Origin of the sequence: Bacillus sp. FJAT-28004 (assembly GCF_001280845.1) — a bacterium.
Lineage (GTDB): Bacteria > Bacillota > Bacilli > Paenibacillales > Paenibacillaceae > Pristimantibacillus.
This window is the reverse complement of sequence record NZ_LGHP01000001.1, coordinates 4,568,160-4,595,037: the sequence shown is the minus strand read 5'-3', so window position 1 is coordinate 4,595,037 and position 26,878 is coordinate 4,568,160. Positions and strand designations below refer to the sequence as shown.

The 26,878-nt window shown below is 42.8% G+C and carries 20 protein-coding genes; 9 read left to right on the top strand and 11 right to left on the bottom strand.

From position 1 onward, the window contains the following. Positions 1–174 precede the first annotated feature (174 nt). A complete protein-coding gene (locus tag AC787_RS20015) occupies positions 175–924 on the bottom strand; it encodes a LytR/AlgR family response regulator transcription factor (RefSeq protein WP_054026402.1) in 750 nt (249 codons plus the stop codon). Positions 925–1,720: 796 nt separating this feature from the next. On the opposite strand from AC787_RS20015, the gene AC787_RS33800 reads away from it, so the two are divergent. Together AC787_RS33800 and AC787_RS20010 are read left to right on the top strand one after the other, a co-directional pair. Beyond that, complete coding sequence (locus tag AC787_RS33800; protein WP_152970658.1) at positions 1,721–2,215, top strand: hypothetical protein; 495 nt, start codon at positions 1,721–1,723, stop codon at positions 2,213–2,215. A gap of 416 nt (positions 2,216–2,631) precedes the next feature. After that, positions 2,632–2,880, top strand: coding sequence for a hypothetical protein (locus AC787_RS20010; RefSeq protein WP_054026401.1), 249 nt, complete (start codon positions 2,632–2,634; stop codon positions 2,878–2,880). Between the two features lie 122 nt (positions 2,881–3,002). Here AC787_RS20010 and AC787_RS20005 read toward each other — a convergent pair whose 3' ends face one another. The 4 genes from AC787_RS20005 to AC787_RS19990 all read right to left on the bottom strand — a co-directional run bounded on the left by AC787_RS20005 (position 3,003) and on the right by AC787_RS19990 (position 12,057). After that, the gene (locus AC787_RS20005; RefSeq protein WP_054026400.1) at positions 3,003–3,554 is read right to left on the bottom strand and encodes a hypothetical protein; all 552 of its coding nucleotides are present in this window, start codon (positions 3,552–3,554) and stop codon (positions 3,003–3,005) included. Continuing rightward, entirely contained in the window at positions 3,554–3,970 is a 417-nt protein-coding gene (locus AC787_RS20000) for a MerR family transcriptional regulator (protein WP_054026399.1), read from the bottom strand. Before AC787_RS20000 ends, AC787_RS20005 begins: the two co-directional genes overlap by 1 nt. Before the next feature lie 119 nt (positions 3,971–4,089). Then, complete coding sequence (locus tag AC787_RS19995) at positions 4,090–4,704, bottom strand: hypothetical protein (protein WP_054026398.1); 615 nt, start codon at positions 4,702–4,704, stop codon at positions 4,090–4,092. Positions 4,705–4,824: 120 nt separating this feature from the next. Beyond that, positions 4,825–12,057 (bottom strand): alpha-amylase family glycosyl hydrolase, encoded by a 7,233-nt coding sequence (locus tag AC787_RS19990; RefSeq protein WP_054026397.1) that lies wholly within the window; start codon positions 12,055–12,057, stop codon positions 4,825–4,827. A gap of 462 nt (positions 12,058–12,519) precedes the next feature. Between AC787_RS19990 and AC787_RS19985 the strand changes: the two genes are divergently transcribed. From AC787_RS19985 to AC787_RS19960, 6 genes are all read left to right on the top strand, one after another. Further along, on the top strand, positions 12,520–13,215 hold the full coding sequence (locus AC787_RS19985; protein WP_054026396.1) for a response regulator transcription factor: 696 nt from the start codon (positions 12,520–12,522) through the stop codon (positions 13,213–13,215). Next, complete coding sequence (locus AC787_RS19980; protein WP_054026395.1) at positions 13,208–14,212, top strand: sensor histidine kinase; 1,005 nt, start codon at positions 13,208–13,210, stop codon at positions 14,210–14,212. Before AC787_RS19985 ends, AC787_RS19980 begins: the two co-directional genes overlap by 8 nt. A 103-nt stretch (positions 14,213–14,315) precedes the next feature. Further along, complete coding sequence (locus AC787_RS19975) at positions 14,316–15,077, top strand: ABC transporter ATP-binding protein (RefSeq protein WP_054026394.1); 762 nt, start codon at positions 14,316–14,318, stop codon at positions 15,075–15,077. Beyond that, positions 15,067–17,019, top strand: a complete 1,953-nt coding sequence (locus AC787_RS19970) for an FtsX-like permease family protein (protein WP_054026393.1) — start codon at positions 15,067–15,069, stop codon at positions 17,017–17,019. The genes AC787_RS19975 and AC787_RS19970 overlap by 11 nt, the downstream gene beginning before the upstream one ends. A 159-nt stretch (positions 17,020–17,178) precedes the next feature. Further along, positions 17,179–18,570, top strand: a complete 1,392-nt coding sequence (locus AC787_RS19965; RefSeq protein WP_054026392.1) for an aldehyde dehydrogenase — start codon at positions 17,179–17,181, stop codon at positions 18,568–18,570. A 127-nt stretch (positions 18,571–18,697) separates the two neighbouring features. After that, a complete protein-coding gene (locus tag AC787_RS19960; RefSeq protein ID WP_054026391.1) occupies positions 18,698–20,107 on the top strand; it encodes a HEAT repeat domain-containing protein in 1,410 nt (469 codons plus the stop codon). A gap of 72 nt (positions 20,108–20,179) precedes the next feature. Here the strand turns inward: AC787_RS19960 and AC787_RS19955 are convergent, their stop codons facing one another. From AC787_RS19955 to AC787_RS19945, 3 genes are all read right to left on the bottom strand, one after another. Beyond that, the gene (locus AC787_RS19955; protein ID WP_054026390.1) at positions 20,180–21,007 is read right to left on the bottom strand and encodes an AraC family transcriptional regulator; all 828 of its coding nucleotides are present in this window, start codon (positions 21,005–21,007) and stop codon (positions 20,180–20,182) included. Positions 21,008–21,135: 128 nt separating this feature from the next. Continuing rightward, positions 21,136–21,750: an NAD(P)H:quinone oxidoreductase gene (wrbA, locus tag AC787_RS19950; RefSeq protein ID WP_054026389.1), complete on the bottom strand. Its 615-nt coding sequence runs from the start codon at positions 21,748–21,750 to the stop codon at positions 21,136–21,138. Between the two features lie 26 nt (positions 21,751–21,776). Beyond that, entirely contained in the window at positions 21,777–22,229 is a 453-nt protein-coding gene (locus tag AC787_RS19945) for a MarR family winged helix-turn-helix transcriptional regulator (protein WP_054026388.1), read from the bottom strand. A 332-nt stretch (positions 22,230–22,561) separates the two neighbouring features. On the opposite strand from AC787_RS19945, the gene AC787_RS19940 reads away from it, so the two are divergent. Continuing rightward, complete coding sequence (locus AC787_RS19940; protein ID WP_054027160.1) at positions 22,562–23,332, top strand: exodeoxyribonuclease III; 771 nt, start codon at positions 22,562–22,564, stop codon at positions 23,330–23,332. Positions 23,333–23,401: 69 nt separating this feature from the next. On the opposite strand, the gene murI is transcribed toward AC787_RS19940, so the two are convergent. From murI to AC787_RS19925, 3 genes are all read right to left on the bottom strand, one after another. Beyond that, on the bottom strand, positions 23,402–24,199 hold the full coding sequence (gene murI / locus AC787_RS19935) for a glutamate racemase (RefSeq protein ID WP_054026387.1): 798 nt from the start codon (positions 24,197–24,199) through the stop codon (positions 23,402–23,404). Between the two features lie 152 nt (positions 24,200–24,351). Next, positions 24,352–26,238 carry an LTA synthase family protein gene (locus AC787_RS19930; RefSeq protein ID WP_321166133.1) on the bottom strand — a complete coding sequence of 629 codons (1,887 nt, stop codon included), beginning with the start codon at positions 26,236–26,238 and terminating at the stop codon, positions 24,352–24,354. Positions 26,239–26,349: 111 nt separating this feature from the next. Then, the gene (locus AC787_RS19925; RefSeq protein ID WP_054026386.1) at positions 26,350–26,835 is read right to left on the bottom strand and encodes a RidA family protein; all 486 of its coding nucleotides are present in this window, start codon (positions 26,833–26,835) and stop codon (positions 26,350–26,352) included. Positions 26,836–26,878: the final 43 nt, after the last annotated feature.

Genomic DNA, 26,878 nt, shown 5'->3' with positions numbered 1-26,878 from the left:
CGAATACAACATACTCAACTCAAACAGGCTTTACGTTGTTTATAACGACAAAAACTAAAAATGCACCTATCGTTATGGCGGTCTTTGGGAGACAATCATAACGCTGGGTGCATTCAAATCAAGATGCGAATATCGGCGAGGCGATCATATAAGTTCTCCTCGGATAATACGATGTCATCCCCCCCTATTTTCGAATGAATAACTTGAAAAGGCTTCTTTGAGCAATTTCAGTTTTGTTCGCCCGATAGGGTATGATTGTTGGTTTATCATTATAACATTATTGGTATTGAACATCTGAACATATTCCAAATTAACAATTACTGAGCGGTGAATATGTACAAATGAGCGCCCTAATTTTTGTGAATATTCGGTCAGTGAGCCTTTGAGAATATATTCTTCTTGCTCAGTGAACACAATGAGTCTTTTTTGACTCAAGATTTCTTTCGCTTTTACAATTGCTCTAATCTCCTTAATTCGTAATACTACCTGATTTTCGTCTGATTTAATAATTAGAAAGCGATTAAATGAAGAAAATATATAATTGCAAAGAGTTATCATTTTCTCTTTAAATAAATCATAAGTTATTGGTTTAAGAAAACATTGAAAAGGACGAATTTCAAAGCTTTCTAAAATATTACTTATATTATGACTTATAAAAATAATTTGAACATCTTGGCTATTCGGACAAGAACGTACGGATTTCGCAGTATCCAGCCAGTTTACTCCATCCTCTATATCCATATCAAGGATAAGTATATGTACATTTTCCATACCTATACAATTACAGTATTGAATTAGTTTTTCACCAGACTTAAAGTATTGGATATCAAAAACAAAAGAAATGTTATTTGAAATTTTTTTCAAGAAGATTTGTAACGATTCAATAGAAACAAGGTCATCTGTGCAAATAGCAACTCGAAACACCCTTTTCACTCTCCTAGTTATGACTTGTGCAGTTCGTTGAAATAACTGGTAGTTATGTTTCCACTCAGTCTTTAGCTGCTTTCTTCTCCCCTCCTTGCTTTGTTCAACCTTAGCTGTGGATCCTTAGAATTTCGTTAAAACTGACAAATTACTACTTTAATAAAAAAAATACGCTCTACTTTTCCCCTGTACAATACAGAAAACGCTGTAATTTTACCAAGATACGCAAAAAAAAAGCTTTCCGGGGTTCATACGTACCACGGAAAGCTTTTTCAACGACGAATTTCTTGAAACGGTACTCTTTGGGTGTCGTACCGAACAAAGGCTCCAAACAAAGGCGTGCCTCTGTGTCAAGACCAACATAGATTTCGTTTCGCAAGTCTTATTTCTGCTTAGGATTCTTTTATGCTCGCATGTTCATTTAACAGAAAATTATGAATATTCAAGAAAGATTAATGCAAGCTAGTGAATTGTAATAATTTGTTGTTTAGGTCTATTTTCAATGTTTTGACATATAATAATGCATTTTCTATCTTTTTTTTGATATTCTATTAATTGTTGAGACATTGATATGCTGGCCAGCCATCATTTAGTCTTACTTACTATAATCAAAGAAGAATAAATTAGTTATCTCAAGGCTTATCTGCCTATTTGAAGCTGCGAAGTTTGAGTAATTAACCAATAGCATTAAAATATATGTTTTTCCTTTTATGTAATTTTTCGAGTTTAAAGAGTGTTGTAATATTAAATAGCCAACTAGATCGCAGCAAAATACAAAAAAAATGGAGGAATATACATGAAGAAAAAACTTTTTTCTGCTATTTTGTCTTTAGCTTTAGCAACAATAATGGTAATTGCTGTACCTATTTCAGCATCTGCCATAGAATCTACTTCAGTTCGAGGATCCAAAATTTCAAGCCCTGTCGTTACAGGTGATACTACAAGCAGTGTAGAACAACCGCAAATTTCAACAAATAGTTTTATAGAGCCTCGTGACAATTACGTTGTATTAGATCAAAACGTAAGCACCGGTGGACATAGTTGGACCCAACCCTCAGGCTACTCTTCTTATCGCCTGTATGCAACAAATACTAGAAACGAAAAAATGCAAATTACAGTTTCATATGGCAGTAATTCATACTCATATGATATTGCCGCTAATAAATCTATAACAATCGTAGTCAACAATGCGGTGAGTGGAAATCACGACATAGATTTCACCACACCATCTGGAAGTGTGTCCGGCAAGGTAACTGTAAGGGTTTCTGACACAGAATTGCAACTACCTTAAACTAGTTCAATCAAATTAAATAGGACGACTCACTTCTGGTGAGCCGTCCTATTTAATTTGATTATTATTTTTGTATACAAACTGCTCGATTTGATCAATGAAGTAGCAGCAACGACTTCTGCTTATGCTTCTACTCCTCCTCCTACTTATAGTAGTTCAGATATGGGATTCGCCAATGCTTGGACGTTAGGTGATGGTGGTATGGGTAGTTTTTCCAATAGTGATACTGCTGGAAATTGGTCCGGGATTGATGTAAGACATAAAGGGAACGCAGTCTACTACAATTTAAACTTTTAATTTGGAAGTTACTTTAATTCCACTTTAAGGCAAATTTTCTCTGGCTAAGTTGTTACCGTTCAGCTTCAGCTTCTAGCTGAAGTTGAACGGTAACTCTAATACAATCGGAGGTTTCATTATTGAAAACTATAAAATATACCATTTGTTTTTGTATCTTTTCTATTGGTCTACATTGGCCATTAATTGGAGGGGGCTATGAATACGGCATCCAGTTAAAAAAAGAAGATAAGGTTTATCAGTTTTATCTGAATGAACAACTGGAGCCTATGGATAAAGATAATAAACAAATAGCCCAGCTTGTTCAAGAGTTCAAACCTGAAATAGCTGCATTATTTGAAAAAGCTAATGCAATGTGGGATTTAGAGTAGGTGACTTTTGATTCACTTCAAACAACATCTGAGCTACTATAATCGATGCCAGCAGATTTATTATCAAATTTCTTTATGGTCAAGGATGCTGCCTCTCATATGATCAACTAATGCTAATGTCATTAATTATCGTGGATGCGCGCTTGTGCAATCCCTTCAATTCGGTACTTTTTCTCCCACTCAGCATATTCATTGGATTCGATTCTAACCACTTTCGTTTGTGAATGATCTATAAATTCATATTCATGCTGCTCGTCAGAATGCTGCTGTGCTAAATGTTCTTTTATAAACGCTGCTGCTGCTTCATCGATGACCAAGCAATCCATCTCATCCTCAGAAACAACTATGATTGGCACATTATGTTCAACTCGAATAGGCTTATCTTTTTCATTATAAGTGATAGCTACGATGATGGTCTTCTCACCGCTCACTACTCGGCTTCTCGTAAATATTTCAACGATAATGTTATTTTCGATCAAAGGATTGGGTACGACAATTTCCTGAACAACCGACTCCTCATATCCACTTAGATTGTTTAGCCGATACATTCCGCTTGGCATCGTAATCTGAATACGAACATCACCCGCATGACTGATTGGAGAAATCTGAAGCCATAAATGATTCATGCCCTCTTCATTTTCCATGACTGATTTGGTGAACTTTGTGTTGATCATCACTTCATCTCTCCCTTCAGCATTTGAGAAATCGTCTCTACCATCTTCACTCGGAGTTCCGCCGATATCCGTGGACTCATCGAAAGAATAACGTCCTCATTAATGACATGGGTATCATTTGTGAGCATTTTTTTGGAGCGGTAAAGTTGAAGATTCTCGCCTATTTTTGAAATCTCATCTATAGAAAGCTCTTTTAACTTTTCTTGAATGGCCGCCAGCGTTTCTCCACTATGAATTAACGTGAGGATCGCACGGAAATAACAAATATGATTGGTTGTATAAGCCCTCTTGTTTCCAAAAAGCTCTAACGGAGGAACGATCCCGATCTGGGTATAGTACCTAACGGTTCTCAAATTCATCTCAGGATCATCCTTCTGAAGAATGTCCGCAACTTGCTTAGCTGTGAATGTGTCCATCTTTTCACTCCTTATGCTCAATCAACACTTAGGTAACAGTTCACTGTATTGGTTACAGTATACTGTAACTAAGTTTGTCATGTAAAGAGATAGATCGTTGTTGAACAAAAAGTTTTAGACTAATAAGTTGCCAACCATGGATAGCAAACATCTATTGATCGACGAGCAGCACGTTCGATGTACGCCACGATTTCTTCCAGCGTAACGATTTGTAATGGAGTATCAATATTTTCTGCAGGATACATAAAATCGTTTAGAGCTTCATCTTTCACTTTGCTAACCGATTCATAATTAAGCTCATCCAATTCAGGGACGTCATCACTTGCTTCCAAAGCTAGATACAGACCTTCCGTGGTGTATTTATCCGCCAGTTTTGCATTACATAAATAAAAATCTTTATGTAAATTTATATAAAAATCAGGCTCACTTCTCAATCGTTTTTTTAATCCGCTGTAATGCATGAAGTTTGCCCACTGTTCATCTGCCACTAAATGAGTTAAATACCCAATATAAAAAGGATCTGATAAATGTTCATGGTATTTTGCAATAAATCGTCCGTATTCAGATGGGGCTCCGTCTGAAAAAGCATATCTTGCCCCCTTAAAATGCGTGTCCTCTTTACTTTCATCACTATCTGGGGCAATAGAACCCAATAAGATCCTACCTCTATCACTAATATTTAGCTCCATACCCACACGATCAGCCACTAATAAATGCATGAACCGAGAACCCAAATGAATACCTCCTATTTACCTTCATCTCCTAAAAAATATTACCAAATTATGATAATAAAAAATAGCCGGGTCCCCCAATAAGGAGGACCCAGCTTTCTTAACTTTCACATTTGGACTCTTTTATTTGCTCAAAAGCTTGTAGATGACCTGCGCGCTTTCTGCACGCGTCATTTTCCCCTTCGGCACAAATGTTTCGTTTTCTCTGCCTTCAACCAGCCCTAGCTTAGCAGCCGCCGCAACAGATGCTTCCGCCCACTTGCTAATTTGGCTGCGGTCAGTGAATGTTGCTTCTTCCGCCGCTGAAGCAGCAGCAGTTCCTTTCCTTACCTCATAAGCTCGCATAATCAAAACAGCCATTTCCTCACGGCTTATCGTTTCGTTTGGCGCAAACTTCGTGTCACTGCGTCCTTTTATAAGGCCAAGCTTGCTCGCTGTCGCTACATAAGCGGAATACCATTTGCCCGCTTCAACATCGCTATAGCTTGCCGTGCCTTCTGCTTTCTCGCCAAGTGCGCGGATAAGCATAGCAGTAAATTCAGCTCTAGTTACGTTCGCCTGCGGTGCAAACTGCGTCTCATTGATGCCCGACACAATGTGCTTGGCAGCCAGTGATTTAATAGCTGTGTTAGCCCAGTGACTCGCTGGAACATCCGTAAACGATTTATCGTATTCTAGGACAGCATATTTGCTGAAATGGAATACCTCCGCCGTTATCACCTCGCCCTTAAGCGTTCCTCCGATGTATTCCAGCTTGCCATCTTCACTCACATAATAGATGCCAACGATGTCTTTGTTTGCATTCGCGTTAAGCTGGAAGTTGAGTATGATCGGCTTCTCAAACTTCGTAACCGGAATCACTTTCCCAACCTTCGTTACGATGCTTAAGTTGAAATCATAAACTAGAGATCCCGCTTTTAGCTTAGCTTGAACATCCTGGGTTCGGTCAACCAAGGCGTCCACATCTGCTGTCTTCAACGCTTTCGCCTCGAATACGATACGAGCCCCATCCGCTTCACTCACAGACACAAGTCCATTCATGGATGCCAATAGTTCATTCGACAGCGTCATCGTAATGCCAGCTGCCTTCAGTTCCAAGTTATTGCCTGCCAGTACTGCTGCTGCATCAAGCGGCAATTGCACCAAATGTTTCCCATCGGCTATTTGCACCGACACTTTACCGTCCTTGCCGCTGCGCAAGGTTTTATTATCAATCACTTGGACGTCAGCTGGCTGTGGAGTACTCGGCGCCATAGGTGTTGGAACATTATCCACAACCTCGCTCAAAATAACCGTTCCGCCTTCGTTTCTGCCCGGCACTTCAACCGTCACCTGCCGGTTATCCTTCACCGTGTAAAGTGTTCCGCTGTACTCATCCTTTGCCTTAGCTCCAGCTGTGAAAGGAACTTCCAGCGCAACCGACTTGCTCTCTACGGCTGTGTTAATAATCGTTACAATATTTACGCCGTTAAATTGTTTATTAAATGCTAAATATGCTAATGCATCCGATCCAGCAAGCTTGGTACGCAAGCCTTTGGAATAAACCTTCGAGAACTTCGCCCGAATATTGAGCAGCTTCTCGTAGTGATCATGCAGCGCTTGTTCTGTCGTCAACTGATCCCATGGCATATCCGAACGATTTTCGCTAAATAATCCTGCGCCCATGTCGCGAGCATTAGGTCCTGAGCGCCCAAGCTCCTCGCCGTAATAAATAACGGGCTGGCCTTTCGCCGTGATTTGAAGAGCTGCTGCGATTTTCAGCTTCCCTTTGTCTCCGTTCACAAATTCAGACAGGAAGCCGTCCTCGTCATGGCTGCTTAGGAACTGACCCATCGTAGTCGTGTTATCCAGCTTCGTTTCGCGGTCTGCCAGATAAGCATCAACGATATCAATCTTTCCGTCCGTAAAATCTTTCGCTCTGTTATTAAAGCTGAAATCGAGCAAACTATCCATTTGGCCGCTGCGCAGCATACCGCCGTCTCCGTCGATCGTACCGCCAAAATTTTCACCGATCAGCTTGAAGCTAGGATCGATTGTTGTTAACGCATTTTTGAACGCCTTCCACGTCGTGCTCTCCACATGCTTGACTGTATCTACACGGAAGAAATCGATCGTGTCACCGCGGTCTGTTCGAGCACGTTCCAACCAGCCTGCTTGCCATTCAATGATTTTCTCACGTACGGCTGGGTCCTCGGTCTTGAAGTCTGGCAGGCCATCTAGTTCTCCCTCAATTGGATTAATGTTCGCTTGAACACCATTCGTTCTCAACATACCCGCAAAGCGAGCTTTGTCCTCCGGTGTAATGCCCGGTCTGCTTTCATCTGCTTTCAAGCCGTAGCCTGTATGGTTTAGCACCACGTCGACCATCACTTTGATGCCCATGTCATGTGCCTTGTTAATTAGCTCCTTGAACGTGTCCATATCGCCTAGATGCTCATCAAGCTTCGTGAAATCTTTTGCCCAATAACCATGGTAGCCGTACTGCTTAGAGTTAAAATCCACACCTTTGTTGAAGTCGATATTATCGACGATTGGAGTAATCCACAGCGTATTAATGCCAAGTTCCTGCAAATAATCCAGCTTGTCGATCATGCCTCGGAAATCGCCGCCGTGGTAAGCTTCTAGGTGATCTTTATCCACATCGGCATTATTCGTGGAATCGCCATCCGCAAACCGATCGGTTAGCGCAAAATAGATGCGAGCTTCATCCCAATCAAAGTCGAGATTGCCTGCAAATGTTCTTGCTTTTACCGTTACGGTTCCTGTATGCGTGTGCTTGTTGCCATATTCATCAATGAGTGTAACTGGTATTTCTTTTACTCCCGCTGTAACCGTGTCTTTCACGGCAATCGTTTGTGCAAGCAGCTTAGTGTCGATAGGCACCTTAGCTAACCCGCCTACTGCCGTTAAGTCCATATACCCTTCAGTAAATGCAACTTCTTCTGATGCTGATGCCTGTATTTTGAGCACCGCGCTTTCATGGTACGAAATCTCAGCTGGATTAACCGATGTCGTCATCGTTACGACCGGCTTCCGATACGTAATGATTGATTTGCCATTGGTTGTATTTTTGGGATCGGTTATTTCAACGGCTGCTTCGTCCTTCTTCTTCACAAGGAAGGTATATTCATATGTGCCGCCTTCTACATTAGCAAGTGAATAAGTAAACCACTCCTTTGTAGCATCATAAACCATTTCATGCTCTGCGCCATTCACTTTAACCTTAACCTCGGTTAAATCGCTTGAGCGTCCATTTTCAAATAAAACATCATCCCGATACTGGAATGTAATGCCTCCATCTTTTAGAACAGGTCCGATAATGGTTGGCAAAATATCCAGCTGATTGACCATACTCGTTATATTTACTTTCGTATAAGCAGACCCTGGCGAGATCGGAATCACGCGATCATCTGGTATATCCTGCTTCGCTGTGTCCCAGTCTGTTCCTTTACGAAGTACGAAGCCCACATTGGTCGCATCCTGCGAAATCTCAAGCACGACTGTTGCAATGCCATTTTCGATCTTATCAAAATTAATTTGATCATTTTTCACACCAGTATTCCATATCCACATATTCCAGTCCTGATAGTTTTTATCCGGACGAATGTAGTTGATTTGGACATACCGTTTGATTGATTCCGTTTTTACAGCAACTACAGCGCTCGCGGATATTCCGTTGTACGTAGCTGTGATTATTGCATTTCCTAAGCTGTTTGCCTTAACAAGGCCGCCTGTTGTTACAGAGGCAATTTCGGGCTTATTCGAAGAATATACAACGCCGCTCGTTACTTTTCTTTTGCTGCCGTCACTGTATTTCGCATAGACTACCGTTTGATGGGTCGTTCCAACCTGCAGCGGGTAGTTCGCGCTATCCAGCTCAAGCGCGTTTAGCACAGGTGCCGCAGCCTCCATCTTAATAATGACTGCGGTCAACGGCTCAAGCGTAATCGAGCTCGCTGTCAGCTCAAAGCCGGATGGCGCAGAAACCGCCGTAATCCCCGCTTCATCATTATCTACAAGCACTGTGCCTGCAGTTAAATCCTCTGTTAACGTAAGCGTTCTTGCTGTACGATCAGCATTCATAAATACATAATAATTGCCGGTTCCGTCTGTTGCTTTATTTTTGTAGCCGATCACAAGATCGTTATCTTTCATTTCCGTCGCAGGAATGAGTGTGACATTGGAATCAACTAGATCCTTTTCTCCTAAACGGAAGGCATCCGTATGTTTCCGTAGCTCGATCAATCCTGCTGTGTACTCCTTCGTTACATGATTGACCGGATATTGCTCGGCGTTAGTAGCCTTCTGCCAGTCAAATTTATTGATTGCATCGGAGGAATCATAGGAATCATGAATGAAATAACCAAAAGCTTTTCCAGCTTCATCTTTAAGCTCGTGAAATTTGTCACCCTTCGGCGTGCCTTCTCCAAGCCATTGCTTGGTTCTGCCATATTCTTGACCAGCATGAAGGAAAGCCGTACCTTGCGAGGTTAGAATGAGCAAATTGCCAAGACGTATCCTTTTATGAATTTCCAGATCATTAGCCGCTATAGCCGGGTCTTTCTTAATCGACTGGGCAATAACATCATACAGCGGCAGGTTGTCATGCGCTTCAATATACTGCACCATGTCTCCTGGATCATCGGCAGGTGTATTGCCAGGCTGCCCTTTAATGTTATTCAAAATAGTAGCAATGCTTCTTGCTCCGCCTGTAATAAATCTCGGTTCGCCCTCTGAACCGAACCCTGATTTCAATTCATTACGAATCTCATCGGAGAAAACCCCTACGTTATCCGTTTTGTCCATCCATGCTTGGTCCGCGCCTTTATCCTTCAAAGCAGGATCCGAAGCCGCTCCCCCGAATGTTTTCCAGCCTTCACCGATGAATAATACATTCGGATTAATACTCGCTGCTGCATCGTACGCGTTCTGAACGGAATCATATGTGGCATCGCCCATCATATCCCAGCGCATACCGTCAATTTTGTATTCATCGAACCAATACTTAACGGAATCAACCATCAGCTTCTCCGCCATCTTGTGCGAGGTCGCCAGATTGTTGCCGAATCCGCCGATGTTGTTGCCATTTGCATCTTGGAATGCGTAGTAGTTAGGTACGATATCGTTTAAGAAACTCGCTTTCGCCATATGGGTGTAGACCACATCAAGCACGACCCCCATACCTTCATCATGGATGGCATCAATTAATCCCTTTAATTCTTTCACTCTCAGCTCAGGATCTGCCGCATCTTCCGAATATGCGCCATCTGGAGAGAAGTAGCTGTGCGGATCATAACCCCAGTTATATTCATTATTGATTGCCGAATACTCTGTTTCTCTTGTGCCCATGCTCGCTTCGTCTCCATAATACCAAGCCATAACTGGAAGCAATTGAATATGGGTAACACCTAACGATTTAATATAAGCGAGCTTATCCTTGAACGCGCTGTAGGAGCCCCATCTCGCATTAAGATCATTAGCAACTAATGGATCGGACGTAAAGTCTCTAATATGCGCCTCCCATATAATCGCGTCTTCTCGTTTCTCATAACCATCAATTTGTGCAAAATCATAGTCTGCGACAGGATCGGTTTCACTAAGATCCACAATTGCAGCTTTGCCAACCGCATCGCCATCAGGGCCCGTTTCCCCTTTTGTATTCACTCTAAACTCAGCCATCGATTTCGCATACGGGTCGAGGACTTGTTTAGCAACACCGTCATTCGTCACTTCATATTGATAAAAATACCCCTTTAAATCAGTAATGCCTTTACCAGTTAGATAAGATGGCGCAATAGCTGCTGTCCAAACGCCCTTGTCGCCTTTTGTTAAATCTACACTACCGACAAGAAGGGTAGAGTTATCTTTATCGTATACATTGGCTACGACAGAGCTTGCTTTTGGCGCCCATAGCTTCAAAACCACATTGCCAAAGCTATAGCTCGCCCCAAGATCATTTCCCTCGTAGTTGTAAAGCTCATCAAGCATTCTCCAGCCCGTAGTGGTCAAAACCGTTTTCCCTTTGTAGGTGACGCTCAGAGGTGCCTGATCCGTCTGAAAGTTTGCCCACAGCGTAACTGTTTTTTTGTCTTCATTTAACGTGACTTGATTAACCGCAACGGCTGCTCCGCTCTTATCGGTAATCGTGATCATTTTGTTCATTTCATCCGCCGTTAGACCGGCAGTCGTCGCAAACCTGAGAAGAAGCTTGTTTACAGATACAATCTCTGCGGAAACAAGCCCTTTTGACAGCTCCGGCTCCTTCCAGTATACGGTATCCGAGTTTTCCATAATCCAAATCTCATTCACTGCGGGGGAGCTTATCGCTACCGCTTTATCTCCGGCATCCTTGGCACCATCGGATCGATTAACGATAAGGAGGCCCACTTTCTGAGCATTCGCGGCAAGCGGTATGTCTACATAGGCACCGTAGCTGTCTCTCTTAGTATCTGGGAAAGCGGTTGCGCCAAGCGGCCAGCCCGCTGATGGAGTTGCAACATGCTCCCATGTCCAAACCCCGTATTTTTCATAGTTAGCATCTGCCCGATTGTAATGAATGCGCAGATGGTTAGCAGGGATCGGATCGATATTCGGGTCAACCGGATCTGGACTCGGACTCGGTTCAACAGGGGCTTCGAAATCTGCTGTTACCACTTCTGTATTCGTATTGTATTTAAACGTTACCGGAAGATCGGCAGGAAGACTAAGCAATTGATCATCCTTTGGATAAGCCTTATCATCCCAACTCGATCCAAGCACGATTTTGAATTTGTAATCCCCTTTGGGTACATTTTTCGTTATCGTGTAGACACCATCCAAATCGGCATCAGTCAAAAGGGATTGTGCCGATTCCGGTGCCCAGTTACTGGGTTCACCTAATGGAATCTGCAGACTCCCAACAATACGAGGCAGCTTGTCGCTGGCTATCGGCTTGTAATAGGTAGAATCCGCAATTTTATGCGTGTCGTGGTTATAATAAAAGGTCACTTCCTTTGCTTCGGAGAGTGTCAGCTTAATATTTCCGCCGCTATCCACACCGTTTGGATTCGTGTAATTACCAAAGCCGTAGCTTTCCAACCAGCCTTCATTTAGAGCAACTTTATATTCATATGTGCCCGCTGGCAGCGTGGCGGTAAATGTATAATAACCGCTGCCGCTATCGATCATCTTGGTTACCTCAGCTTTTGGGTCCCAATTCTCGCTATTACCGAGCCCCTTCTGCAAGTCGCCGACAAGAACAACCTGAGTAGGCGCCGCGGCGTTCGTTTGGAGCGGTATCGCACCCACTATCGACCAGATCATAGCTGCAATAAGCATGATAGACATCATTTTCTTTCGATTTAAAGCAAAGCCCATTTGGATGAACCTCCTCAAAGTATTATCATTGCGCCTTCCAATCATCAAATCACACCCTTCTGACAGCACCCTAATTCGTTAAAACAACACCTCCTAACTTCTGTCTAAACAGCTATAGAAATAATGCAAGCGTTTGCACAAATCACATAATAAATGCAAACTTTTTAACCGCATCCTCTACAACAGCTATACCAGTCATAAAAGTGCAATGAAAGCGTTTGCTGATTCCCATATTAATACTCAAAATAAAGCGCCGTCAATTGTTTTTCTCACCTTTTCCCTGTTTCGACATGTATATTCACCTTTTTCTCTCGTAATGACAACGTTTGCACAAAAAGTTGCACAACCTTTTTATCTCATCCCCACTCTCTATTCGGCACTTTGTTTCATGCCATTTATGGCATGCATAGGGATTTTCCTATACAATTCATAGTAATAAACTTTTAAAAAAGCGGTGACCTTATGTTCAAAATATTGTTAATTGAAGATGATACGACGTTATTTAACGAGATAAAAGACAGATTATCGCAGTGGTCCTATGAAGTACATGGCATTCCGGATTTCGAAAAAGTGATTCAACAATTTACAGCGATTAAGCCGGACTTGGTGATCATAGATATTCAACTTCCCAAATTCGATGGATTTCATTGGTGTAGAATGATACGTTCCCACTCCAACATCCCGATCATCTTCCTGTCCTCGCGAGATCACCCGACGGATATCGTCATGTCCATGCAGCTTGGAGCGGATGATTATATTCAAAAGCCCTTTCACTTCGATGTGCTCATTGTAAAAATACAAGCTATTCTCAGGCGAGTATACAATTACAATACAGACAATATCGAGCTTAAAACCTGGTGTGATGCAACGGTCGATTATGAAAAAAACATGGTCTCCAATGATAAAGGATCCATTGAGCTTACAAAAAATGAGGTCTTTATTTTAAAAATGCTCATTGAACGTAAAAATAAAATTGTAAGCCGTGAAGAGTTGATTAATAGCTTATGGGACGATAAGCGGTTCGTCAGTGACAACACACTTACCGTAAATGTAAACCGGCTGCGCAAAAGGCTCGATGAAATCGAACTTGGCCGATTTGTTGAGACGAAGGTTGGACAAGGCTATATGGCTGTTGAAGAGGGACATGAATATGATTAGAAAATATATAGTGGAAAGACGCAGTTGGATTCTGTTGTTTATTATTTTGCAGCTGCTGATCCTTTTTTGTGCCTATGTAGATTCAACCATTCCAATACAATCAATGGTCTATCTATTCTATTTATCATCGATCATTTTTATCATCCATTTCATCATCCGATATCATAAAGAAACAAGGTTCATCAGGAGCTTGGAGGAGCAGGAGAATAGCCTGGATACTACGAGTATGGCTGAGCCGGAGAGCCCCTTTGAGAAAGTCATCGAAAAAAGCATGACGAATCAAGTGGAACTGCTAAAGCAGGCTGCTTTGGAAAATCGGATGATTTTGGAGCATGAGAAGGATGAGTTGTTATCTTGGATACACGAGGTAAAAACACCGCTAACCGCAATGCGTCTCATGATTGACCGCATACAGGATGAAGGAATGAAAACGCATTTGACGTATGAATGGCTGCGAATTCACCTCCTGCTTGACCAACAGCTCCATCAGAGACGCATACCGTTTATCGAAAATGATATCTATATTGAAAATACCGATTTGGAAACGATCATCTTCGATGAAATTAAGACGCTGCAATCATGGTGTATTCAGAAGGGTATCGGCTTTGATATCCAATTGGATGAACCGAAAGCGCTGAGCGATGCGAAATGGCTCTCTTTTATCATCAGGCAGATTCTAACCAATGCCGTAAAATATAGCCCGCCATCCGAAATCGTCATCAAGAGCTATCAGCGGGATCAACAGACAATCCTTGAAATTATAGACTATGGACGCGGCATCGACCCTAGGGATCTGCCTCGCATTTTCGATAAAGGCTTTACATCGACGACGGTGCACCAAGACAGCGCCGCAACGGGCATGGGATTGTATTTGGCTCAAAAAGCAGCTCAATCGCTGTTGATCCGTGTCCTTGTCAAATCCGAGCTTGGAACAGGAACAACGTTCACCTTAACTTTCCCGCAGCGAAATGAATTCGTGCGTATCACAAGCATGTGACAACTTTGTCACATGCTTCTATTATTTGTTCGTTCATTCGAAGGAACAAATCGGACATTCGATTTACAATACAAGTAATAGACCTAGGGAGAGTGTTAATAAGATGTTCATTCTGGAAGCAACTAAAATCCATAAAATTTATGGAAACAAATTCAACAAGCAGGAAGTATTATGCGGGCTGGATATTAGTATCGAAAAAGGGGAATTCGTCAGCATCATGGGCGCATCAGGCTCAGGAAAGACGACCTTGCTTAACGTACTTTCATCGATTGACCACATTAGCAGCGGCTCGATTAAAATCGAAGGGAAAGTTATTTCTGGATTAAAAGAAAAACAATTGGCTGAATTTCGCAAAAATCGTTTAGGCTTTATTTTTCAGGAATACAACTTATTAGATACGCTAACGGTTAAAGAAAATATTTTATTGCCACTGTCGATTACCAAGACGCCAAAAAAAGAAGCTGAGCGTAAATTTCAGGCGGTAGCGACCGAACTTGGCATTTATGAACTCCGTGATAAGTACCCGAATGAAATATCTGGTGGTCAAAAACAACGTACATCCGCTGCAAGAGCCTTCATTCATGAGCCAAGCATTATTTTCGCTGACGAACCGACAGGTGCCCTAGATTCCAAATCCGCCTCCGATTTACTGAACAAGCTGAGCGGTTTAAATCAAAAAAGGCAAGCTACAATCGCCATGGTAACTCACGATCCGGTGGCTGCCAGCTATTGCAGTAGAGTCATCTTCATCAAGGATGGACAAATCTATTCTCAGCTTTATAAGGGGGAACAAACCAGGCAAAACTTCTTCAACGATATTATGGCAACACAAAGTGTGCTAAGCGGGGTGCACCATGAGCATTAATCAACTGATGTTTCGCAATCTGAAAAAGAATTTAAAAAACTATTATCTCTATGTATTTGCTCTCATTTTTAGCGCTGCTCTTTATTTCGCCTTTGTCACTCTGCAGTATGACCCTGCCATGGATGCGGCGAAAGGTTCTGTCAAGGGGGCTGCCGCCATTAAGACTGCGTCTTATTTGCTCGTCGGAATCGTTTCTATCTTTCTGCTGTACGCCAATACCATCTTTATTAAAAGGCGCAGCAAGGAAATCGGTTTGTTTCAGCTTATAGGAATGACCAAAAATAAAATATTTCGTATTTTGACGCTTGAAAACTTTTTTCTTTATTTTGGCTCCATCCTACTTGGGGTGCTGGTCGGATTTTCTGTCTCCAAATTAATTATTATGATTTTATTTAAAACGATCGGTGTTGAGGTGGCCGCAAAGCTGCATTTCTCCACTCAAGCGTTTACCCAAACCTTGATTATATTTTTGGTTATTTATCTTTTGATTATGTTGATGAACTATTTATTTATTAAGAAACAAACTATTTTATCCCTATTTAGAGTGACTTCAGTAACAGAAGGAAAAGCAAGAAGAGTGTCTGTGTTTGAAATGTTGATCGGCATTGCTGGATTGCTGTTGATTGCCCTAGGCTACTATATTTCTTCAGAGCTGTTCGGCGGTAAATTTGTGACGATGACCGCGCTGTTTGCTGCCATGATCGGCATACTCAGCTCCGTCATCCTTGGAACCTTCCTTTTCTATAAAGGATCGGTCAGCTTTATTTTCAACATCATACGAAAGCAGAAAAACGGCTACCTCAACATTAATGAAACCTTATCGCTCTCGTCCATTATGTTTCGTATGAAATCGAATGCGGTGCTGCTCACAATCATTACGACCGTGTCCGCGCTTGCTATCGGCTTATTGTCCTTAAGCTATATCTCTTATTACTCTGCGGAAAAATCAGCCGAAAACAATGTTCCCGAACATTTTGCATTCACTAACCTTCAGGATGCGGAGCAGTTTAAAGAAGCTCTAAACAAAAACAAGCTGTCGTATACCGAAAAAACGATTCCTGTCATTCAGGTAGATGTCAATGTGGAGAGCATTATGAATAACAATCTTGAAGGGGTAAGCGCGAATGTGGATACGAGCATGATGACCTTGCCCGCTGTCAGCGAAAAATCTGTTAACGGCATTAATCTGTCTCAAGACGAGGTCTATCTCTCCGGTTACAGCAATATGCTCAAACAGTTTATGTCTTTGAAGGACTCAGGACCCGTAAAGCTAGTGAATCCATCTGAAAGTATTTCACAACAATATATCGGACTTAAGGATCAACCTATCGTCTCATGGTGGTTTAAAAGCGGTGGATTGCCTGTTGTCATCGTAGACGATTCTGTTTTCGAGCGCTTGAATACTCATCTCGATCCGGCTATTCAGAAGAAATCTTCCATTTATATCGGAATTAATATGAAAGAACGTGCTGATGTAAAAGAAGCGAATCAACTATTCAATGAAATGAAATTTTCCGAAGACAACAAAAATGATTCCCAGCTTAATACAAGCGACCAGCAGAAACAAACGATGGGTTTGATTATGTTTATCGTTGCTTTCCTTGGATTAACCTTCCTCATTACATCCGGCAACATTCTTTATTTTAAGCAGATGGGCGAAAGCGAAGAGGAAAAGCCGAATTATACGATTCTCAGAAAGCTTGGCTTCACAAGGGCTGATTTGATAAGGGGAATAAAAATAAAACAAATGTTTAACTTCGGTATCCCATTAGTGGTAGGGCTGGTTCACAGCTATTTTGCAGTCAAATCCGGATGGTTCTTTTTCGGCACAGAGCTCTTGACACCGATGATCATTGTCATGCTGCTATATACCGTCCTGTACTCGATATTCGGAATCCTTTCCGTCCACTATTACAAAAAGATCATTAAAGAAGCACTTTAATACGATCTAAATAGGATATCCCTCCTTGATTTTTTGAGGAGGGATATCCTGTTTTCTTTGTGTGTTAATCTGCAAAAAAATGAAATTACAAACCCAATTTCCAAGTGGAAGTTCAATTCATTACCTGTTAAGATGTGGGTATGTAAGGAGGGTTGCGGAATGAGTTCATTAAGAGCAGAAGATATTGAACAAATTGTTCTAGAGCAAAAAACATTTTTCGAACAGGGCCACACCAAGGATTTGCGCTTTAGGCTGAATCAATTGCAACGATTGATGCAAGCCATACAGCGTCATGAACAGGAAATCGTCGAGGCGCTTTACCAAGACCTTCGCAAAAGCGAATTAGAGACCCATATGACAGAAATTATTATCGTGATCAATAGCATTCGCCATGTCATAAAGCATCTCAAAAAATGGATGAAGCCGCAAAAGGTGAAAACACCAATTTATCTGTTCCCATCTACAAGCCGTATAATGAAGGAGCCTTATGGTACAGCTTTAATTATTGGACCATTCAACTACCCGTTCCAGCTTGTTATCGAGCCGCTTATCGGGGCTATCGCCGCTGGTAATTGCGCCATCCTCAAACCATCCGAAAGCTCGCCGAATGTTTCAGCTTTAATAAGCAAAATTATAAGTGAAACTTTTGATCCAACCTACATTAGAGTTATTGAGGGTGAGAAGGAAACGACCTCTTTACTCATCCACGCGCCGGTTGATTATATTTTTTTCACGGGGAGCATCGCGGTCGGCAAAATCGTTATGGAGGCTGCTGCCAAAAATCTTGTCCCTGTCACGCTGGAGCTCGGAGGCAAAAGCCCTGTCATCGTTGACTCGACCGCTGATCTTACGATTGCTGCCAAGCGGATTATGTGGGGCAAATTGATGAATACCGGCCAAACCTGTATTTCGCCTGACTATGTACTGGCACATGCGGATATTAAGGATACACTGATCGAAAAAATGAAGGAAGTCATTAACGCCTTCTACGGATCTCATATACAAAACAACAAGGATTATGGACGAATCATCAATCAGCGTCAATTTGACAGGCTTGCTTCCATTCTGGAGCAAGACAAAGCAAGCATCGTTTATGGAGGAGGCACGGACCGCGCTGACCTCTTTATCGAACCGACGATACTGGACAACATCTCGTGGGATAGCGCAGCAATGTCAGAAGAATTATTTGGCCCTATTCTGCCTGTCATAGAATACCGCGATATCAACGAGGCCATTCGAAGCATTAACGCTCTACCAAAACCCCTTTCTCTCTACTTGTTTACTGCAAACAAGGCAATTGAGGATGAGGTCATGAGCCGTGTTTCCTTCGGCGGCGGCTGTATTAACGATACGATTATGCATATCTCTAACCCCTATCTGCCATTTGGCGGCGTAGGCAGCTCGGGCGTAGGAGCCTATCATGGCAAATATAGCTTCGATCTGTTCTCGCATCAGAAGAGTATTTTGAAGAAAAGCACCAAGCTTGAGCTTGGACTCGTGTTCCCTCCTTATGCAGGAAAATTAAAAAATATTAAAAAGCTGCTCAAATAAGCAGCTTCAATACCTCTTTGTAAGGAAGTTAGTTTTATGCAAGCTTCACTTAGTTTCGTGTATGTAGCATTAGTCTGACTTCTCATATAATCGGTGTATCACCAAAACCTTAGGAGGCATCGATCATATGAATCAATCACCACTACTACTAACTGACGAGCAAATGCAAAAATTTATAACAGAAGGTTTTCTCATTCTAAAAACGAATTTTCCGGAGTCCTTCCATCAAGCCATGACCGCTGAGCTTGGAAAAGTATATGACGAGGAAGGCAATCCCGGCAATAACCTACTGCCGCGCGTCCGAGAAATTCAGCAAGCCTTCGATAGCCCTGTTATTACAGGCGCATTAACAAGCGTACTGGGTCCAAACTACATGCTTCATGCCCATCGGCATGGTCACTTTAATGCACAGCCTGTTGCAGGCGGCTGGCATAAGGACAGCTACTGGGGCTACTCCCGTATGCGCAACCACCATCCATGGTGGGCTATGATTATGTATTTCCCGCAAAACACGCCAATTGAGCTTGGACCTACTTCGGTTGTGCCTGGCACACAAAATTATGAATCACGTACCTTCGCATCTGACGATGTTCAAGGTGAAGCTTTCGCTAGCGGCGAAGCAGGTACTTTTGCGCTCATCCATTATGATATCTGGCACCGTTCAACACCGAATATTTTAGGCAATGCTCGTTATATGCTTAAATTTGAATTTATGCGTACAGCCGCTCCTTCCAAGCCTTCTTGGAATAATCTGATTTCCGAGTGGAAAGAGCCTGCTGACCTTGCTCTACCAATAGCGAACCACGAAGATATGTGGGAAGAAACATGGAACTGGCTGTCGGGTAAACTAGGCAGTCTAGCAAACTCTGGGGAAGCAGACGAGCAGCAAATAGCAAAATTAGCAACAGCCTTGGAAGATAGCTTCGAACCAACTGCATTGAATGCCGCCTATGAACTTGCCAAATATGGCGCTCCAGGTGTAGAGGTACTTCTTGCAGGACTTCATCATGAGAGAATAGACGTATCTCGCACATCCGCTTACGGACTTTCCGTTGCAGGATCAGATGCTGTAAACGGGTTGATCGACGCGCTAGAGAGCGATCGCATTGAGACTGTTCAGCATGCTATATTCGCACTTGGCGAGCTTCGCAGCTTCGCTGAATCTGCACTTCCAAAGCTCGCTGAGCTTTTATCTCACAGCGACGCGACGGTACGTATTGCAGTCGTTGATACATTAGGCATTTTGTCCAATTCTTCAGAAATCGCAGTTAAGGCGCTTACAGCTTCCTTGGCCGACGAGGATGTTCAAGTACGATTTACAGCTGGACTCTCCTTATCCCGTATGGGCGCTTCGGCGGCGGAGGCTGTTCCTGCATTAGCAGCAGCACTCGATGATGAGAACCGTTATGTAAGAGCACATGCCTTAGAAGCGCTGCGCTATATCGGCACGGATGAAGCAAAGGATATTCTGATCAAGTCACTATTCAATTCCCGCTGGTGTTCAACAACTACGCCTGCAAACAGCTTTTATCCTTGATTCCATGTGGATAAATTAAGAAAAGGACAGCGACCCATTCGCTGTCCTTTTGACTTTGTAGATATTCTAAATTTATTTCAGAGAAAGCTCCCTGTATTCGCTCGGTGACAAAGCCATATACTCTTTGAACAAACGAGAGAAATACGTGGCATCCATTCCTAGTGACTCTGCTATGGCCGAGATGCTTAGCGAAGTAAATGATAGCAGCTGTCGTCCCTTGTCCATACGCTTGCGATTCACATATTGAATGGGCGAAAGCCCCGTCGTATTTTTGAACATGCGTATAAAATAATTAGGGTGAAAATGTACAAGCTGTGCGAGTGTATCCACTGTAATATTTTCCGATAAATGCTCCTCTATATAAGTGAGCACCACATTCAATTTCTCAAATGAACTGGTCGCCGGCGTTTTGACTGTAACCTGTTCAGCCTGCTCCAGCATCATCGCCATAATCTCAAGAAACGATGACTGCACCTGCAGCTCGGATGTCCAGTCCTCACTCTTATAATGCTGCACAAGCCTTTCAAATTTCCCCTTCAGGTCTGCATGATCGGATATGGAAATCATGACGGGCATTTCAAGCAGTTGAAATAGGTTGAAATTATCTATTTGGGCAGTGAAATGACACCAGTATTTTCCGTAGGTATTCGTATTGATTGTACCGTATGATTGCACGACATCAGCGGGCAGCAAGCACAGGTCGCCGGGCTTCGGATAATAAGTTTGGTTACCGACCTTAATATACCCCTCACCCTCCTGGATATAATAAAGCTTATTCACATCCGTCGTATAATTGTCGTCCTTCCACGAAATCGGCACCTTCGTATACTCTGCTACGGCAACATGCAATTTCAAACCGCTCATGTAGGATTTCCAAAATGTACTTTTGCTTGCGTTCACCGTTATTCCCGCCTTTCAAGGCTGTCATTCCATCTATTCATCGAAGAAAGCTAACATTACCATACCATAATAGCACAAAAAAGAGGCAGTATCGCTCTCTGCCTCTTTCATTTATTATTCGTTCCAGCTTATGCTTGAGCCAGACCTTGCTTCACCCACTGCGCAACATTCACCGTGCGCTTCGCTTGATATTCAACTGCCGCTTTTACATCCTCAACCATTTTCCCGCCTTGCACCGTCACGCTCGTACCATATGGATTGCCGCCGGCTTCAAAGGTCACAGGGCTCGAATAACCTGGTGCAGCTACTATTGCTCCCCAATGGTACATTGAGGTATATAGACCAAGAATGGTTTGCTCTTGGCCGCCATGAGCGTTCTGAGCAGAAGTCATTCCGCTAACGACTTTATTGACTAACTTGCCGTTAAACCATAGTGATCCTGTCGAATCAAGAAACTGCTTAACAGGACCAGGGATACCGCCAAAACGAGATGGAATACTGAAAATAATCGCGTCAGCCCATTCCAGATCCTTGTATGTAACCTCCGGTATATCTTGAGTAGCTGCAACATGAGTTCTCCAAATTGGGTTGGCTTGGATGTCCTCCTCTTTTGCAAGCTCAGGTGTCTTCAAAATTTTCACTTCGGCTCCAGCTGCCTTCGCGCCTTCAGCAGCCCATTGCGCCATTTGATAATTCGTTCCCGTCACACTGTAATAAATAATAGCAAGATTAATAGCTGTCATTTTATTCATCTCCTTAAACTTTTATATTAATCGCCGAGTTGTTCTGCGCCAAGACCAATTTCTTTTAATAAGTCAATGAGCTTCACTTTGTCCTCATTGCTTACGAAACCGAGGTTTCGTGTAATAACATCCGCATGCTTCGGAAATATATCATCAAACAATATTTGCCCTGCTTCTGTAAGAATGACAATTGAACCTCTGCGGTCGGTAGCGTTTGGCTCTCGCCTCACATATCCTTTTTTCTCAAGCTTATCGACAACATAGGTAATGCTTCCACTTGGAATAGAGAACTTTTCGCTTATTTTCTGTATAGGATGAGGCCCTTTGCTGTATAGCAGCTCCAATATCATAAAATGTTCCTGACTTATGCCATGACTTTCAATATCCTTGCGTACATTGTCAGCGACTGCCTTCGATGCTTTGAACCATACACGAAACAATCTGAGATCAAGCTGGCTTTGCTCATCTTGTTGATACATGCTGAAGCCTCCTTGCTGTATTTATCTTTTAATCATAGTTCCTAGTTCTAGTGTGTTTTTATCCTAACATTAGGATAAAAGGTTGTCAACCAACTTTTACCACGCAAAAAAAAGACCGAGAACCTTCTCCGAATAGAGAATGTTTCGGCCCCAGCTGCTCCGTATTATGACTTATTATTTATATATAAACAAAGATAAGGTTGTCCAGCAGGAGTCTAATCTCCCTAGGGCAGTCTTTTTTTTGTCGAATAAACATTATGTTTCCATAAATCCTCTAACAGATATATGATAAACTATTACGTATGATAGAAAACGTTAGGAGATAGATGATGATCAAGCTAGTATCCTGGAACGTCAATGGTATAAGAGCATGCGTAACCAAAGGTTTTAACGATTATTTTAAGGATACGGATGCGGATATTTTTTGCCTGCAAGAAACGAAGCTGCAAGATGGACAAATAAGCATGGAGCTGGGTGAGGAGTACTCGCAATATTGGAATTACGCGATTAAAAAGGGTTACTCTGGCACAGCTGTTTTCACTCGGATAAAGCCCCTCTCCGTGCACTACGGCATTGAGGAAAATTCGGAGCCAGAAGGACGAGTCATTACGCTCGAGTTTGAGGGATTTTATCTGGTTACCGTATATACCCCTAATGCAAAACGCGACTTATCAAGGTTGGACTATAGAATGGAATGGGAAGATCGCTTCCGTGGTTATCTTCAGCAGCTTGATGCCTTGAAGCCTGTGATCGTTTGCGGTGATTTGAACGTAGCCCATCAGGAGATCGATCTTAAGCATCCGAAGCCTAATCTAGGCAACTCTGGCTTTACGCTTGAAGAGCGCGGCAAGATGACGGAGCTGCTGGCAACCGGCTTCCTCGATACGTTCAGATATTTTTACCCAGATCGTGCAGATGTATACAGCTGGTGGTCTTACATGATGAAGGTACGCGAGCGGAACGTCGGATGGCGGATCGATTATTTTTTAGCCTCATCGAGACTAAGCCCGCTGCTCATCGATGCGCAAATCGACACTCATATTTTAGGAAGCGATCATTGTCCGGTTCTGCTCACACTGGAAGAACCTCCAGCAATCATCTAATTGATAATATGATTACTAAAATAGGCGTACAACATTCTTAAAGAAATGTTGTACGCCTATTGTTTGTCATTAGCTTGGAAGAGTCTGTGTTAAGGTGTTTTTTTCACGTAAAATCGAAAGGGCCTTTTGCATTTTGTCCACGTAGGCAGGCTCTTGACCGGAGCACATAAAGCGTACGTTCCCGTTTCCGCCACCACCTGCGATACCATAGCGGTTCAATAATGCGGATAGACGTTTCACCGTTCCCACATTCCCATCTACAATCTCGATATGAGCAGGAAGCAGCTCCCTCAATATATCCTTATAGAAAGGGTAATGCGTGCAGCCGAGTACAATAATACCGTAATTGTTCAAATCATAGTCCGCGAGCTTTGCCCGAAAATATTCATTGATGATCTGCTTATCGAATTGCAGCGCCTCACAATAACGTACAAGCTCCGGCAGAGGCAGTGAATCCACGATTCCCATCTCATCCACGCGTGACACGAGCGCATAGTATTTAGGCAGTTGAAGCGTTAACTGCGTTGCGAACACGAGCACCCTTTTGCCTGTTGCACGGTTCATTTCTACTGCTGGTTTGACAGCAGGCTCCATACCGACAATGGGCAGAGAATAACGCTCTCTTAAATCGTTAATCGCAATACTGGTTGCTGTATTGCAAGCAACGACCAATGCATCTATGCCCTCTTCCATCATTAAACCTACCGTATCAAAAATATACGATTTCACGTCCTCCTCTGGCTTCGTCCCATAAGGAACATGGAGTGTGTCCGCCATATAAAGAAAATCCTTATCAGGTAGTCTTTGGAGTGCTTCCGCTAATACGGTAAGCCCGCCAAGCCCTGAATCAAAAAAACCAATTCGCATGTCTCATCGATTCCTTACGTTTATTGGAATAGAGTATCGGATGTAGCTATATCCATATTACCTCATTGCCTGCCTCCATAAAAGCTTATAATTGCATTTACGAAGAAAAAAACGCCTCAAGTCCGGATGGACAAGAGGCGCTTAATCTGCTTCTATGGTGCCCGCTTCGGCAGCAGCCGGACATATTCATCCGAAAGCTTCATCAGCTCCAGTATATAATCGTAATCTCCGCGATATTTGCTGAAGTCAGCCACTGGCTTTTTCGTTCTAATATCGATCGCGGTCCCGTCCTCAAAACCTTTGCCTGGTATGAAAAAAATGTCATTATTGAAAAACGACCCCGTCGGAAAATAATACCTCACACCAATAACATTTTGAGAAGTATTAAGCAAATCATGACCAAATGTCGTAAAAGCTTTATCATCCAGTGATATGCCTAGCAAATTAGTTACGGTAGGCATAATATCTACCTGACCACCTACCTGATTAACTATCTTCCCCTCTGCGCCTGGTACATGAACAATAAGCGGGATGTTGAGGCGGCTAATTTGTCCATCATACGTTATGCCAAGCTGCTCGCTAACCCATGCAGGATCATTATCTGTCGTCTGTAAACCAGCGTGATCGCCGTATGCGACCAAAACCGTGTTTTCCCACATACCGCTCGCTTTGAGCCCATCAATAAAACGGCCGAGTTCATAATCCGTATAATTTAATGCCGTCAAATAATTACCTAGCTGTGTTCCTTCCAAGGAGTCAGGCATCGTAATATGCTGAAGCTCCGTTGGAACCTTGAAAGGATGATGACTGGATGTGGTTACGAATTGGGCATAAAACGACTTGTCTTGCTTCTTCATTTCCTGAAGCTTTTCAAGTCCCACCCTGTAAAGTTCCTGATCAGAAGCCCCGAAGGAATTAAAATGGTCATTATCAAATGATGGCTTATCATAGTATGTCGTAAAACCTAGTGCAGGATACATTCGGTTGCGATCCCAAAATGTCACATCATTAATATGAAACGTGTTGGAATCGTACCCGATTTCTCCAAGCAGTCTCGGAAGACTAGGTAACACTCGGTCGCCGTAGCCTGTCGACATCGCGATATCACCGGTCGGGTAAATGGATGTATTCGACATGAATTCAGCGTCCGATGTGTTGCCTTGTCCTATTTGTTGAAAAACATGTGGAAAGTAGAAGCTTTCCTTAGCTAGCTGATTAAGCACGGGTGTAACCACCTGACCACCGACAGAGAGGTTGATTGCAAAGTTTTGAAATGCCTCCATCTGTATAACGATAACATTTTTCCCTTTGGCAAACCCGAAATAATTGGGTGTACCTGCAACAACCATATCTCCAGCTTGGTCAAAATAAGAGGATTTGAGTGCTACCGCTTCAGCCCCCGTCTCTTCCACATTTCCATTCTCCAGTGCAGCCTGTTCTTTGCTCGCCTTAATGGCTGCCGCTACCTGATAATCGATATAACCTAAATTCTCAGCTTTCACGATCTCATTCGGAATCGTATTCGCGGACCAAATGAAACCACCCGAGATCGCAACGCACAGAACAGCTGCAATTGCTGTGTACAATGGTTTTGCAATCCGCTTGCGTCCATCGCTGTGTATGCCTCTGACTCGTTTAACGATATATATAACAGCCAAGACGGCAACATCTAAAAAGTAGATATAATAAGAAGGTAAAATAATGGACCCTACACTTGTCCGAACCTGCAGTACCTGGTCAAGTCCATGCAGCGCGGTATAAGTAGGCACTGTCCCGTAGTAGCTGAAATAAACCGTTGATGCAAATAACAGCAGGGAAAGCACTGCATTTACGAGCCCAAACACGGCTCCTCTCCACCTCGCAAAGGTGATCAGATCCAGTAGCAGAAGCAACGCTAGTACAGCTGCCGCATCCGGCAGCAAGCTCTCCACCTGTATGCCCTGAAAGACGAAATGGCGAAACAGGAGCATTTTCAACATCATAAGGATGAATACAACGATAAACAGTGATCTGTCGTAACGTTTGGGAAAAAACTTCAAGACTCTCACTCCTTAGAAATAAACACTTTCTTTTAAATAGAAAAAAACCGTCATCACCTGACGGCCTTCCTAAACTTTAATGTTAAGGCAATATTAAAGCAAATGCAACGGCTAATAATTAGAAGACTTTATCCGAGGGGCCACTTCAAAAATAGAATCTACAATGATCGGCAGCTGATTTCTTAATGAGCTCGCTCCCATGACCGAACGGGCATGAATTCCCCTCTCGCCAAATACCTCCAGCATCAAATCGGAAAAGCCATCAAGCACCTTATGATGCTCTTCATAGCTCGGATCAGCATTCACAAAACCTTGCACCTTTACGACGCGGGTCACAAGATCCAGCTGATCCAATGTAGTTTTTAATACGGCGAGAACTTCAATTCCTGCCTGCCTAGCCAATTGATAACCTTCTGCTGTCGTGAGCTCGTTGCCAAGCTTACCTTTGATCGTCGCAGCTGGTCCTTTACCGGATACAAACAGAAGTCCATTTGAAAATACGCAGTTAGCATATTTAGCTGCGGGCTCGCTCGCCTTCGGAAGAAAAATACCTAATGCCGTTAATCTTCTTTCAATGGTTCCTTCTACTTGAGGCATAACAACCCCTTCTTTCTATTTATATTTCTTGTTATTGATGGAA